Source organism: Streptomyces luteireticuli, from assembly GCF_041519305.1.
GTDB lineage: Bacteria > Actinomycetota > Actinomycetes > Streptomycetales > Streptomycetaceae > Streptomyces > Streptomyces luteireticuli.
Genome location: NZ_CP167927.1, coordinates 7,495,075 through 7,508,082, shown reverse-complemented (window position 1 = coordinate 7,508,082; position 13,008 = coordinate 7,495,075). Strand labels below are relative to the sequence as shown.

Annotated in this window: 10 protein-coding genes; 3 read left to right on the top strand and 7 right to left on the bottom strand. The window is 75.0% G+C overall.

All coding sequences use genetic code 11. The features are described from left to right. Nucleotides 1-13: 13 nt before the first annotated feature. Nucleotides 14-448 carry an ankyrin repeat domain-containing protein gene (locus AB8735_RS33685; protein WP_372411449.1) on the top strand — a complete coding sequence of 145 codons (435 nt, stop codon included), beginning with the start codon at nucleotides 14-16 and terminating at the stop codon, nucleotides 446-448. A 29-nt stretch (nucleotides 449-477) separates the two neighbouring features. On the opposite strand, the gene AB8735_RS33680 is transcribed toward AB8735_RS33685, so the two are convergent. Then, a complete protein-coding gene (locus AB8735_RS33680) occupies nucleotides 478-837 on the bottom strand; it encodes a winged helix-turn-helix transcriptional regulator (protein WP_372411448.1) in 360 nt (119 codons plus the stop codon). A 63-nt stretch (nucleotides 838-900) separates the two neighbouring features. Here AB8735_RS33680 and AB8735_RS33675 point away from each other — a divergent pair, with 63 nt between their 5' ends. Next, complete coding sequence (locus tag AB8735_RS33675; RefSeq protein ID WP_372411447.1) at nucleotides 901-2,043, top strand: Gfo/Idh/MocA family protein; 1,143 nt, start codon at nucleotides 901-903, stop codon at nucleotides 2,041-2,043. Here AB8735_RS33675 and AB8735_RS33670 read toward each other — a convergent pair. From AB8735_RS33670 to AB8735_RS33650, 5 genes are all read right to left on the bottom strand, one after another. Next, nucleotides 2,040-2,927, bottom strand: coding sequence for a TIGR03619 family F420-dependent LLM class oxidoreductase (locus AB8735_RS33670; RefSeq protein WP_372411446.1), 888 nt, complete (start codon nucleotides 2,925-2,927; stop codon nucleotides 2,040-2,042). The two genes, AB8735_RS33675 and AB8735_RS33670, sit on opposite strands and share 4 nt — an antisense overlap. A gap of 133 nt (nucleotides 2,928-3,060) precedes the next feature. Continuing rightward, nucleotides 3,061-5,628: an ABC transporter permease gene (locus tag AB8735_RS33665; protein ID WP_372411445.1), complete on the bottom strand. Its 2,568-nt coding sequence runs from the start codon at nucleotides 5,626-5,628 to the stop codon at nucleotides 3,061-3,063. A 35-nt stretch (nucleotides 5,629-5,663) separates the two neighbouring features. Continuing rightward, nucleotides 5,664-6,440 carry an ABC transporter ATP-binding protein gene (locus tag AB8735_RS33660; RefSeq protein ID WP_372411444.1) on the bottom strand — a complete coding sequence of 259 codons (777 nt, stop codon included), beginning with the start codon at nucleotides 6,438-6,440 and terminating at the stop codon, nucleotides 5,664-5,666. Between the two features lie 188 nt (nucleotides 6,441-6,628). Next, entirely contained in the window at nucleotides 6,629-7,306 is a 678-nt protein-coding gene (locus AB8735_RS33655; RefSeq protein ID WP_372411443.1) for a response regulator, read from the bottom strand. Next, nucleotides 7,303-9,009: a sensor histidine kinase gene (locus AB8735_RS33650; protein ID WP_372411442.1), complete on the bottom strand. Its 1,707-nt coding sequence runs from the start codon at nucleotides 9,007-9,009 to the stop codon at nucleotides 7,303-7,305. Before AB8735_RS33650 ends, AB8735_RS33655 begins: the two co-directional genes overlap by 4 nt. 171 nt (nucleotides 9,010-9,180) lie before the next feature. Here AB8735_RS33650 and AB8735_RS33645 point away from each other — a divergent pair, with 171 nt between their 5' ends. Then, nucleotides 9,181-11,868, top strand: coding sequence for an NACHT domain-containing protein (locus tag AB8735_RS33645; protein WP_372411441.1), 2,688 nt, complete (start codon nucleotides 9,181-9,183; stop codon nucleotides 11,866-11,868). Between the two features lie 164 nt (nucleotides 11,869-12,032). Here the strand turns inward: AB8735_RS33645 and AB8735_RS33640 are convergent, their stop codons facing one another. Further along, complete coding sequence (locus AB8735_RS33640; protein ID WP_372411440.1) at nucleotides 12,033-12,881, bottom strand: helix-turn-helix domain-containing protein; 849 nt, start codon at nucleotides 12,879-12,881, stop codon at nucleotides 12,033-12,035. Nucleotides 12,882-13,008: the final 127 nt, after the last annotated feature.

Below are 13,008 nucleotides of genomic sequence, written 5' to 3'. Positions count from 1 at the left end.
ACCATCGGCACCCATGAACCAACGGCAGCGGAAGAAACTCACCCGTCGTCTCTTCGTGGCGATCCTGATGGACGACGCCGTCGGCGCGAAGGCGGCCCTGCGGGCCGGGGCCGACCCGGAGCGGGCCGACACCTACGGCACCACCCCGCTGTATCTGGCATCGGTGAACGGGGCGGCCGGCATCGTCCGTTTCCTCCTGGCGGCCGGGGCCTCCCCCGACGCCGAGAGCTCCGGACTCGGCTCGGAGGGAACGCCGTTGTGCGCGGCCGCGTGCTGGGGTCACGCCCCGGCCGTGCGCGAGCTGCTGGCGCACGGCGCCGACCCGAACCTCCGCGAGGACCACGGCACGGGCCGTTCCCCCCTGGACTGGGCGACCGAGGGTCCTCATCCCGGGACCGTCGCCCTCCTCGTCGCGGCGGGAGCGGTCCCCCGCGACGCAGCCGCGTAACGGACGCCGCTCCGCCCGCCGTTACGGGCTCATCCCCCCGCCCCCACCGCGAAGTTGCCGGTGTTCGCCCGGACCCAGCCGCGCAGGTGCGCCAGCGGCTCCAGCGCGCTGCGGCCCAGCGCGGTGAGCTCGTACTCGACGCGCGGCGGCACCTCGGGGTACACCGTGCGCAGGACGAGGCCGTTGTCCTCCAGTCTCCGCAGCGTCTGGGTCAGCACCTTCGGGCTGATGCCCTCCAGCTTGCGGCGGAGGTCGCCGAAGCGGCGCGGGCCGTCCTCCAGGGCGGTGACCGCAAGTCCCGTCCATTTGTTGGCCAGGAGTTCGTAGACGGCTCTGCCGGGGCACAGGAGGGCGTAGATGTCGTGGTTGCCGTGGTTGTCGTGCGCCATGGTTTCCATTAGATACCAAGGTCCCTTGCGGGTAACCACCCCGGTCCTCCTACCGTCCTGGGCATGAACCTCCACGACACCACGGCACCGGTCCGGGTCGGCATCGTCGGCCTCTCCGCGCGCGGCGGCTGGGCCGCCCAGGCCCATCTGCCCGTTCTCCGGCGGCTGGACGGCTTCGACGTCCGCGCCCTGTCCGCGAGCAGCGCCGCCTCCGCCCGGGAGGCGGGGGCGAAGTACGGCGTTCCGGCCGCCTTCGGCAGCACCGGGGAGCTCGTCCGCAGCGAGGACGTCGACCTCGTCGTCGTGAGCGTACGGGTGCCGCTGCACCGGGAGGTGGTGCTGGCGGCCCTGGAGGCGGGCAAGGCGGTGCTCTCCGAGTGGCCGCTGGGCAACGGGGCCGCGGAGGCGGACGAGTTGGCGGGGGCCGCCGCGGCGGCGGGCGTCCGTACGTTCGCCGGGCTGCAGGCGCGCAACGCCCCGGCGGTCCGTCATCTGCGCGACCTGGTCGCCGACGGCTACGTCGGCGAGGTGCTGTCGACCAGCCTGGTGGCCTCCGGCCGCCGCTGGGGTCCCACGTTCGAGCCCGGCGGCGCCTATCTGCTCGACCGCGCCAACGGCGGCACGATGCTCACCATCCCCTTCGGGCACACCCTGGACGCCGTGTCCATGGTGCTGGGCGAGTTCACCGAGGTCTCCGCGACCACGGCGACGCGGCGCCCCGTCGTGCACGAGGAGGGCACCGGGCGCGCCGCGGCCATGACGGTGGAGGACCAGATCGCCGTCAGCGGCCGGACCGCCTCGGGCGCCGTGGCGTCGGTGCACTTCCGCGGCGGGCTGTCGCGCGGCACCAACTTCCGCTGGGAGATCAACGGGACCGACGGCGACCTCGTCGTCACCGGCGACTCGGGCCATCTGCAGCAGGCGTCCCTCACGCTCCGCGGCGGCCGCGGCCCGGACACCGGCCTCGCCGAACTGCCCGTGCCCGCCCGCTACGACGACGTCCCGGCCCTGGCGGACCTGCGGGGCGGGCCCCTCCACGCCATGGGCGCGCAGTACGCCCGGATCCACGCCGACCTGACCCGGGGCACCGCGCACGTACCGGACTTCGCCCATGCCGCCCGGCACCAGCGCGTCCTCGCCGCGATCGAGCGCGCGGCGGCGTCGGGGGAACGCGTCCGCCTGGACGGGCCGGACGAGGGGCGCTAGCCGGCCCGTACGCGCTCCAGCACCTCGATGCCCAGTTCCAGGGCTTCCTCCGGTTCCGTCACGCACTGCTGGAGGTCGATGAAGCAGCCGTCCGCCCCGGTGGCGCGTATGCCCCTCAGCACGGTGGCGATGTCCTCGGCCGAGGTGCCCGGCCGGGGGTTGTGGCGGAGGCACCGGCGGAGGGCGTCCGGGTCGCGGCCGGCCTCCTCGGCGGCGCGGCGGGCCGTGGCCCACAGGGCGGTGTGGGCCTCGGGCGGCAGGACGACGCCGACCCAGCCGTCGGCGCGACGGCCGACGCGGCGCATCGCGGCGGGGCTGAAGCCGCCCAGGAGGACGGGCGGGCCGGGCCGTTGGACGGGGCGGAGGCCGACGCGGGACGGCGGGATCGTCCACTGGCGGCCCTCGTGGGCGAAGGTCTCCTCGGTCCACATGCCCTGGAGGATGTCGAGGGTCTCGTCGAGGAGGGCGCCGCGGCGGCCGAAGTCGGCGTTGACGGCGGCGTATTCGTCCCGCATCCAGCCGATGCCGAGCCCGGCGTCCAGGCGGCCGCCGCTGACCTGGTCGAGCGAGGTGAGGGAGCGGGCGAGCAACAGCGGCGGGTACCAGGGGGCGTTGAGGGTGCTGGTGCCGAGCCGTGCGCGGCCGGTGGCGGTGGCGGCGACGGTCAGGACGGTGAGCGGATCGAGGAAGGTCTTGTACTCGGGCGGGTACGGGTTCTCGGGGGTGTGTCCCGGATAGAGGTCGCTGGGGGCGACGGGGGTCAGGGAACGGTCCCCGACCCACAGCGAGTCGAAGCCCGCGGCCTCGGCGTCCCGGGCGAACCCGGCGATCGCCGCGGCGCGGGCGTGTGTTCCGTACTGGGGCAGGGCGATACCGATCTGCATGATCCCCATCGTGGCCGGGCCCGGTCCGGGGACCGCGCAGGGCGGCCTGTGACGCTCGCCACGGGGCCGGGCCGCGCTCCGGCAGGTGCGCGGCCCGGGCACGGACCGTCGTACGGACGGTCCCGTCGGAACGTCAGGCGTCCGCGACGGCCCGCAGCGGGCCGAGCGCCGCGGCCCGGCGGGCCGGGAGCGCGGCCGCCGCGGCGCCGACGGCGAGGGAGAGGGCGACGACCAGGGCGAGAGTGCCCCAGGGGACGGAGAAGGTGTACTGGGGGATGGCCCCGTTGGCGAGTCCGCCGACCTTCCACGCTCCGAACAGGCCGACGGTCAGGCCCAGCAGGGTGCCGTAGGCGGCGACGGCGAGGGATTCGAGGCGGATCATGCGACGGATGCCGGTGCGGTCCATGCCGATGGCGCGCAGGACCCCGATCTCCCGGGTGCGTTCGGCGACCGACATGGCGAGCGTGTTGACCATGCCGAGGGCGGAGATGATCACGCCGATGGCGAGCAGTCCGAAGACCAGGGTGATCAGGTCGCCGGCGGTGCCGGCCTGCTCCCGGACGAGCTGGGCACGCGTCTGGACCTTCAGCAGCGGGCTGTCGTCGACGGCGCCGCGCAGCCGCTTCGCCAGGTCCGGGGAGGTGGTCCCGTGGTCGGTGGCCACAAGGACGCGCTGGACGGAGTCGCGCAGATAACTGTGCTGTTGGACGTCGCCGCGGTAGGCGAGCACGTCCTGGGCGGTGGGGTTGTCCTGGTAGATCCCGACGACGGTGTAGGGCCGGGAGCGGTCACCCCGGCCGGGTCCGATGCTCGCGTCGATCCGTCCGCCGGTGCTGATCCGGTTCTCGCGGGCGAAGCTGCTGGAGACGGCGATCCGGCCCGGTCCGATGCCGGTGGCGGAGCCGCTGGTGAAGCGGAGCTTCATGACGGCCCCCACGGTCCTGGGGTCGACGCCGGAGACCGTCCGGGCGAACGTGCCGGTGGAGATGGTGGAGTCCGCGACGGCGGAGGCGGTCGCCACGCCGGGGACGGCGGCGACCCGCCGGACGGCGGCCGGGTCGATGGCGGTGGTGGTGTTGCGGGTGCCGATGATGTAGTCGGCACTCAGACCGGCGGCGGCCTGGGAGTCCAGGGCCCGGCTGGAGGCGTGGTCGATGACGGCGAGTCCGGAGACCAGCGCGGTGCTGATCATCAGGGCGACGGCGGTGGCGGCGGTGCGGCGGGGATCCCGCAGGGCGTTGTCCTTCGCGAGGTCGCCCACGACACCGAACCGGGTGGTGAGCCGGCCGAGGAGACGGATCACCGGGCCCGCCAGCAGCGGGGCCAGCACGATCACAGCGGTCACGAGGACACCGCAACCGAGCATCGCCGTCCGCAGGTTCTCGTCCGAGGCGTCCTTCGCGCCGCTCAGCGAGACCAGCAGACCGGCGCCGAGGACGAGCAGGACCGCGCCGACCGCGCCCCGGATCCGGGACAGTGCCGCGGAGGGCGGCTGCTCGGCGGTGCGCATCGCCTCGACGGGCGCGATCCCGGCCGCGCGGCGGGAGGGCAGCCAGGCGGCGAGGACGGTCACGCCGACACCCACGACGAGGGAGGCGAGCACCGGGAGGGGGCCGACCACCAACGGCCCCCGGGGCAGCAGGTCGTCGGCGGTGCCGAGCACGTCGGGCAGGACGGTGGCGACACCGAGCCCGAGGACGAATCCGAGCGCGGAGGCGACGAGGCCGACCAGGGCCGCCTCGGCGAGCACGGAGCCGACCACCTGGCGGCGGGTGGCACCGATGGCACGGAGCAGCGCGATCTCCCGGGAGCGCCGCGTGATGAGCATGGTGAAGGTATTGACGATGAGGAACGAGCCGATGAAGAGCGACACCACGGCGAAGATCAGGGGCAGCCGGGAGTAGCTGCTGGTCTTGGTGTCGATGAAGACCGACTGCTGGGCGGCCTTCGCGGTCGCGGTGACCGCCTCGGCACGGCCCTTCGGCAGCAACGCGTCGGCATTCCGGGCGAGTTCGTACGCGCTGGTGCCGGGAGCGGCGGACAGGTCGATCCCGGTGTAGCGGCCCGGGGCGGCGAACAGCCTCTGCGCGGTGGCCTTGTCGAACACCGCGAGGGTGCCGCCGGAGGTGACCCGGGTGTCGTGGGTCGAGACGAGGCCGACCAGCCGCATCTTCAGGACGGGGCCGTCGGTGGCCAGGGTGACGGTGTCGCCGAGGGAGTACGAGCCGGCTGCAGCGGTGCCGCGGTCCAGGGCCACTTCGCCGCCGTTGCGCGGGGCGCGGCCGGCGGTCAGCGGGTGGCGGCCGTCCTTGCCGTCGGCGCCGGGGAGGTAGGCGGCGGCCAGCTTGCCCATCGCGTTGTCGGCACGCATCGGGGAGCCGTCCTTGGCGGCCAGGGTGACCGAACCGTCGACCACCGGACGGGCCGCGGCGACGCCGGGCATGGCGGCCAGCTTGGCCACGAGCGCGTCGTCGAGGACGTTGGCGCGCCCGCCGACGGGGGCGCCCGGGGGAGATTTCGGCTCCACGGTGACCGCGATGCCAGCGTAGTCCTTCGACAGGGAGGCGCGGTAGGCGGCGGTGGTGGAGTCGGCGAAGACGAGCGAGCCGGAGATGAACGCGACCCCGAGGCAGACCGCGAGGACGGTCATGACCAGACGGGCCTTGTGCGCGAGGACGTTGCGCAGGGCTGTTCGCAGCATGGTGGGCTTTCGGAAAGGTGGGTGGGCGTGGGCGGTCAGGAAGTGCGGCCCCGCGCCTCGAACGCGAGCATCCGGTCCAGGACGGCGCCGGAGGTCGGCGCGTGGAGCTCGTCCACCAGGCGGCCGTCGGCGAGGAACACCACGCGGTCGGCGTGGGCGGCGGCCACCGGGTCGTGGGTGACCATCACCACGGTCTGGCCCAGTTCCCGCACCGAGTCGCGCAGGAACCCGAGGACCTCGGCGCCGGAGCGGGAGTCGAGGTTGCCCGTCGGCTCGTCGGCGAACACGATCTCCGGGCGGGAGGCCAGGGCGCGGGCCACGGCGACGCGCTGCTGCTGACCGCCGGAGAGCTCGGCGGGGCGGTGCGCGAGCCGGCCCGCGAGGCCGACGGTGGCGACGACGGTGTCCAGCCACGCGGCGTCGGGCTGCCGGCCGGCCAGCCGCAGGGGCAGGGTGATGTTCTCCAGCGCGGTGAGGGTCGGCAGCAGGTTGAAGCCCTGGAAGACGAACCCGACCTTCTCCCGCCGCAGTTGGGTGAGCTGACGGTCGTTCAGGTCGGACAGCTCGACACCGCCGATCCGGGCCGACCCGGAGGTCACGGGGTCCAGCCCGGCCATGCAGTGCATCAGCGTGGACTTGCCCGAGCCGGAGGGTCCCATGACGGCGGTGAACCGGCCCCGGGCGAACTCCACGGACACCGCGTCCAGCGCGGTGACCCGGGTCTCACCCTTCCCGTACGTCTTGGTCAGGCCGGACGCGCGGGCGGCGGGCTCCGTGAGAGGTGTGCTGGGGGAAGGGAAGGTCTGGGACATGGCTGCTCCGCCTGGCGTGAGGCGGCCCGCGAAGAGTTCGCGGGCCGGGGGGACGCGTCCATCCTCGCCGCCACCGACCGCCGAAACATCGCCCTGAAGGCCGGAGTTGACCTCTGCCGAAAGGACAGCGGCACCGGGCTCCTCTCTGCCGAAGGTCGGAGACCCGGCCGGCAGACGGTCCGGTTCCGTCAGGAGGCCAGACCGGTCCGGTGGGCCAGCAGAGCGGCCTGGACTCGGCTCGTCGAACCGGTCTTGTCCAGGATCGCGCTCACATGGGACTTCACCGTGCCGATCCCGATACCGAGCCGCGCGACGATGTCCTGGTTCGACAGGCCCTCGCCGAGCATCGCCAGGACCTCCCGCTCCCGGCCGGTGAGCCGGGCGATCCGCCCGTCCGCGAACGCGCCGTCGGCGTCGCACGGCTCACCGGCCCGCAGCATCCGGGAGATCACCGCCCCGGTCACGCCCGGGGAGAGCACGGCGTCCCCGGCGTCGGCCGCCCGCACCGCGCTGATCAGCTCCTGCGGACCCTCGTCCTTCAGCAGGAACCCGGCGGCGCCCTCCCGCAATGCCCGGACGACGTTGTCGTCGTCGCCGAAGGTCGTCAGCATCACCACGCGCGGCGCGGGGTCGAGGGCGAGCAACGGGGCGATCGCGGCCAGCCCGTCGTACACCGGCATCCGGATGTCCAGCAGCACCACGTCGGGGCGGTGCGCGGCGGCCAGCTCGACGGCCTGCCGTCCGTCCGGAGCCTCGGCGACGACCTCGATGCCGTCGGCGTGCCGGAGGATCAGGCACACCCCGTGCCGGATCATCGTCTCGTCGTCGGCGAGCAGGACGCGGATCGGGCGGGCGGGCTCGGTCACGGGATCTCCCAGGGTGTGGCGTCCCGGACCGACGGGACGGTGAAACGGTCGATGGCGATGAGGCGTTGTGAGGCGTCGAAGCAGTAGCGGGCGATGGTCAGGGCGCCGGGGCGGGTCTCGGTGGCGCCGTTGAACGGATAGACGCAGCCGGCCGTGCCGGCGGGGCGCGGCGGTTCGTGACCGGTGGCCGCGGCCCGGACCGCCTTGTTGTCCTGGACGCCCGCCGCCGCCACCTCACCGTAGGTCATGCCGACCCGGGGCAGCGGGCGCGGACCGGCGTGCCGGTGCGGTGCGGTGGCGTATACGAAGAGGGTTCCGAGGGCCATCAGTACGCTCAGCGCCCCCAGCCCGAGGGCGAGCGCCAGCGTCTGTGCGGCGCCGGTGCGTCCGGACACATCGGCGCCGCCGCCCGCGCCGGGCGCCTCGTCCGCTCCCTCCGGTACGGCTCCGGGGCGCCGGGGGACGGGGGCGTCGCCGGGCTCGGCCGGCACGGCCGCGTCCACCCGGAAGCCGCCGGACGGCAGCGGGGCGGCGTCGAACGTCCCGCCCAGCAGCTCCACCCGCTCCCGGAGACCGGCCAGACCGCGGCCGGTGCCGATGTCCGCGGCGGGGGCGGCGGGCCCGGGCGGGGCGCCGTTGCGGACGGTGACCCGCACCGTCCCCTCGCCGTGCACCACCGTCACGGTGACGTGCGCCGCGCTCGCGTACCGGTGCACATTGGTCAGGGACTCCCGCACCACGCGGTGCACCGCCCGGCGCACCGGCGCCGGGCGGGCGTCGAGGTCCGGCCCCGTCCAGTCCAGCCGTACGGCGACCCCTCCGGCGCGGGACTCCGCCACCAGCGACTCGATGTCGGCGCGGGTACCGGTGGCGTCGGTGAGCGCCTCGGGCCCGGTGTCCCGGCCCAGCGGACCGAGTACGCCGAGGGCCTGCCGCAGTTCGCGCATCGCGTCCCGGGTGGTCCGCCGCACCAGGACGGCCTCCTCGCGCAGCTCCGGGTCGGCCCGCTCCAGGGCCAGCTCCAGCCCGCCGGCGTGCAGCGAGACGAGACTGAGCCGGTGTCCCACCAGGTCGTGCATCTCGGCGGCGATGCGGGACCGCTCCTGGGTGCGGGCCTCGCTGTCGGCGGAGCGGCGGGCCCGCTCCGCCGCGTCCCCGCGCTCGCGCAGCGCCCGCACCAGACGCCGCTGCTGCCCGTGCACTGTGCCGGCCAGGCCGGGGACGATCACCGCGGTCGGCATGAGGACCAGGCCGAGCGCCAGCCCGTACGGCGCCGACCCCGGACCGGGCCAGGGCCCGGCCGCCGTCGCCCCCGCCACGACCACGGCGGCCGCCGCGACCAGCAGCCGGGCGCGCTGCCGCGCCCGGACCGTCCGCCGCGCCACCGTGTACGCGGCCGCCGCCGTCACCGGCCCGACGCAGAACGCCAGCCCCGTCAGCGCGGCGAGGAGCAGGAGCACGGCCTCGGGGAAGCGGCGCCGTAGCGGGTGGAGCACGGCGGCGGCGGCCAGTGCCGCCAACTGCGGATACGGGCGCGACAGAATCCCGATTTCCGCGACCGCCGCCCACACGCCGAGGCCCGCGAGCACCGCAGCGGCCGTCCCCGCCGCCACGCGTACGGGCGGACGGCTGAGGACAGAACGGCGAAAAAGACTAGTGCGTACCACGCTGACCAGTATCGATACGGAAAGGCGCCGAGGCATGCGCCTCACGGCCGATCCGTCGCTCTGCCGAAAGACAGAGAGGCGCAAAAGGTGCCGGCCGCAACAGCCGGGCTCGCGTCGCGCGGCTCCCGTCCGCGCCACCGCTCAACTTTCCTGATCACCAAGGAAGTTCTGGTGCACGCGGGGCGGGCGTGGTGGAGAATCCCCGCCATGGGGAGCACGCCGGAACACCCGCGGACGCCCGCGCAGGGCCCGCGCTCGGTGTACAACGTCGTCCGCGACAGCACCGTCGAGTACCTGATCCAGGCCGGGTACGTCCACGGCGACATCACGGTCAACCTGCCGCCCCGGCCCGGCCCGCTGGACGAGGCGGCCGAGGCGCTGGCACGCGCCGTGCGGGCCCAGTGGTCGGCGGAGGTGGGCGCCTGGCAGCTGGGCGAGGCGAGTGCGCCGCTCGCGGTGCGGTGGTGTGCCGAGTGGGGGGAGGGCGACGGGGCCGCCGTGTCGCCCGCCGGGAGCGACCGGGTCGCCGACGTCGTCGCCACGCTGCTGTCCCGCAGGCACCGCCGCCTGGTGGTGCTCGGGGACCCGGGCTCCGGCAAGTCCACGTTTCTCGCCCTGCTCGTGCTGGCGCTCGCCGACGGCCACCTCGGCGACCTGACCCGGCACCGGGCCGGCGACCGGAGCCTGCCGGTGCCCGTGTTCCTCACGCTGGAGACGTGGCGGGCCGAGACCACGCCCTTCAAGGAGTGGCTGACCGCACGGATCGCCGAGGACCATCCGGGGCTGCCGCGCGTCGACGGGGCGCACCCCGCCGAGCGGCTCCTCCGCGAGTACCGCGTCCTGCCCGTCCTGGACGGCCTCGACGAACTGCCCGAGCACCGGCGGGGCCATGCGATCGCCCAGTTGGGCGCCGCGCTCGGCGGCCGGGGGCCCGGCGTCGTCCTCGCCGCCCGCACCGCGGCGTACGCGCGCCTGGCGCAGCCCCTGCCGGCGGCCTCCACGCTCACCGCCCGGCCGGTCGCCCCCGAGGACGCGGCCGACCACCTCGCCCGCACCGGGGACGCCCGGCGCTGGTACCCGGTCGAGCGGGAGATCAACGCCCGTCCCGAAGGGCCGCTCGCGCAGGCCCTCTCCACACCGCTGATGATCTGGCTGGCCCGTCGCGTGTACGCGGGACCGGGGACCGACCCCGCCGAGCTGACGGACCGCGTCCGCCTGCCCTCCCGTACCGCCGTCGAGGCCCGGCTGCTGGACGGCGCCGTACCCGCCGCCTTCCCGGCGACCCCGCACGACCCGGACCGGCTGCACGCCCCGGGCCACTGGAACCACGTCCGTGCCCGCACCTGGCTCGGGTATCTGGCCCGGCGGCTGTCCGGACGCGGCATCACGGAGTTCGCCTGGTGGCACCTGGCGAAGCTGGCCCGGCTCCGGCCGCTCGCCGTGCTCACGCTCGCCGCCGTCGCGGCCCTGTGCGGGGAGGCGGTCCTGGCCGGCACGGAGTGGGCCCGGGGCGGCTCCGGCGGGCGGCCGGTCTTCTTCCCCCGGCAGCATCTGCTGGGCGGGGTCATGTGGGCGTGGGGGCTGAGGACCGCCGCGCAGAGCTGGTACGGCGACCGGTTGTGGGAGCCGCGCCGCAGGGCCAACCCGCTCAGGGCGGGCGCCGCCCTGCGCTCCGCTTCCCGCGCGGCCTCCGCGCGGCGCGGTCTGCGGGCCGCCGCCGTCCTCGTCGTCCCCGCGGCGCTGCTCGTGCTGTTGGTGCAGGGGACGCACGAGCCCGCCGCGTTCACCTGGTGGGTGCTGATCGGCTTCGTACTCCCCTGCCTGCTCATGACCGTGCTCGCGGCGCCCTCGGACACCGTGGACGCGGCGACCCCGGACGCGCTGCTGGCGGGCGAACGGCGCACGGCCCTGCTGACCCTCGGCGTGCTCGCGCCCCTCATCGGCCTCGGCGACCTGGTGTGGACGAGGATCGCGCTGGGCGATGCGGTCGACGGCTGGATCGCGGGTGCCCAGGCGTTCATCGGCGCCGCCGCCGTCCTCGTCCTGCTCAGCCCCTGGGCGCTGTGGACCGTCGCGAAGGGCTGGCTCGCGCTGGCCGGGCGTGTGCCCTGGTCCCTGATGGAGTTCCTCCGCGACGGACACGCGGCCGGGCTGCTCCAACGCCACGGCGGCGTCTACCGGTTCCGCCATCTGCGGCTCCAGGAACACCTCGCGGGCATGGCACCGTCCGGGACCCCGATGGCCGTGACTCCCTCAACTCCCGGGCCCGCGCTGCCCAACCTCCCCCTCCAGCCCGTCGACCGCGGCAGGAGCGCGACGCCCCGCACCCGGCGTCCGGCCCCGGATCCCACCACCGCGCCCCCGATGCACACCCTGCGCGGCTGGACGGTGATCGACACCGACGAGCAGTACCTCATGGACGGCAGGACGCGCCGTTATCCGCTCGCGCACTGGAAGGTGGTGGGCGCGGCGGGCTCGCTGGTGGCGATCCGGACCGCCGTGCAGGGCCAGTTGTTCACCTGGCCGGGGCTCGGCATGCTCCTCGTGTGGCCCGCCCTCGGGCTGCTCCTCAACCTGGTGGCGCTGTGCCTGCCGCGTCAGCGCATGCTGCTGCGCATCGACGGGTACGGCATCCGCAGCACGATCGGGCGCCACAGCGTCACGTACCGCTGGGACGAGATCACCGACGTCGCCGTCCGCCCGGTCACCGTACGCGGCAGGGACAGCAAGTACTTCGGGCCGCATGTGCGGTTGCGGCCCGATCCGCACCGCGCCGGGCCGCCCCGCCGCTTCCGCGGCAAGGAGGGCTGGTACCTGGTGCTGCCGACCCACTACAGACCGCTGGTGCCGCCGGATATCGCCGCGGCCCTGGAACGCTTCGGCGGCAGGCGCTGAGGCCCCGGCCGATGGCCGGGACCCGAGGGGCCTGCGCCTCGCCCGGCACCCCCGTCGCCGGGCGGGGCAGGCCCGTCGACGCACCGGCAGGAGCCCGTACCGCCGGTGCGTCGACCAGGGAGGACGCTACGGGGGTGCCTGGTCGGCGCTCTTGAAGGAATGCGTCATTCCGCTTGGTGGTGTCCGGAACGCAGGCCACGCGGGGTACTGCCCGAGAGGGCACGCACCTCACGGGTGAGGTGGGCCTGGTCGGAGTAGCCGCAGGCGGCCGCGACAGCGGCGAGGCCGGTGCTCCCCGTCCCGTCGGTGAGGAGACGGAACGCCCGGTGGAAGCGGAGGATGCGGGCCAACGCCTTGGGCGTGGCGCCGACTTGCTCGCGGAACAGCGTCTCCAGGCGGCGCCTGCGCACTCCGACGTCGTCGGCGAGGGCGGCGATCGTCGTCCGCCCGGAGGCCGCGTTCAGCCGCCGCCAGGCGTGGAGGACGGCCTCGGACGGGGCCGGGCCCGCCGCCAGGAGGGCGGGGAGCAGCCGGTCGAGCAGGTGGAAGCGGTCGGACCAGCGGGGTACGGAGGCGAGCCGGTCGACGAGCCGCTGCTCCCGGTGCTGCCCGAGGATGTCCCCCAATCGCACCGGGGTGTTGGCGAGTTCATGGAGGGGAAGGTCCAGCAGGGCGAAGACTCCCGGCGGCGTCAGACATACACCGACGCCGAACTGGTGCCCCGAGAGCTCGACGTCGACGGGCGTGTCCAGCACGCCGCTGACCGGTGACGGGACGGATGCCACTCCCGTGGTGCCGTCGAGCCGCGAGATCCGGCGGCCGGCCACCTCGAAGTCCATCATGAGCATCGGCGTCGCGCTGGCCACGCTGCGCCGGCGCAACGGGGAACTCAGGCGCAGATCCAGGCCGATGTAGGCCATCACGTGTCCCGTGAGCCGGGGGTGCGGCGGCCGCACCGCCACCACTTCGGGCAGCAGCCCGCGATAGCCGCCGCTCAGCCGGCTTTCCACCATGGCGTTCTTTCCCTCCCCGGCGCCGGGCGGCGCCCCCGCCCATGGTCGCCCACGGCCTCGGCCGGGCGTGCGGCTGACCCGATCGGCCGCCCCCGCCCTGCGGGGGGCCACCCGCAGTGCCACGGTG

Coding starts and splice junctions, on each gene's coding strand:
- AB8735_RS33685 (WP_372411449.1), top strand. CDS start 14: ATGAACCAACGGCAGCGGAAGAAACTCACCCGTCGTCTCTTCGTGGCG.
- AB8735_RS33680 (WP_372411448.1), bottom strand. CDS start 837: ATGGCGCACGACAACCACGGCAACCACGACATCTACGCCCTCCTGTGC.
- AB8735_RS33675 (WP_372411447.1), top strand. CDS start 901: ATGAACCTCCACGACACCACGGCACCGGTCCGGGTCGGCATCGTCGGC.
- AB8735_RS33670 (WP_372411446.1), bottom strand. CDS start 2,927: ATGCAGATCGGTATCGCCCTGCCCCAGTACGGAACACACGCCCGCGCC.
- AB8735_RS33665 (WP_372411445.1), bottom strand. CDS start 5,628: ATGCTGCGAACAGCCCTGCGCAACGTCCTCGCGCACAAGGCCCGTCTG.
- AB8735_RS33660 (WP_372411444.1), bottom strand. CDS start 6,440: ATGTCCCAGACCTTCCCTTCCCCCAGCACACCTCTCACGGAGCCCGCC.
- AB8735_RS33650 (WP_372411442.1), bottom strand. CDS start 9,009: ATGCCTCGGCGCCTTTCCGTATCGATACTGGTCAGCGTGGTACGCACT.
- AB8735_RS33645 (WP_372411441.1), top strand. CDS start 9,181: ATGGGGAGCACGCCGGAACACCCGCGGACGCCCGCGCAGGGCCCGCGC.
- AB8735_RS33640 (WP_372411440.1), bottom strand. CDS start 12,881: ATGGTGGAAAGCCGGCTGAGCGGCGGCTATCGCGGGCTGCTGCCCGAA.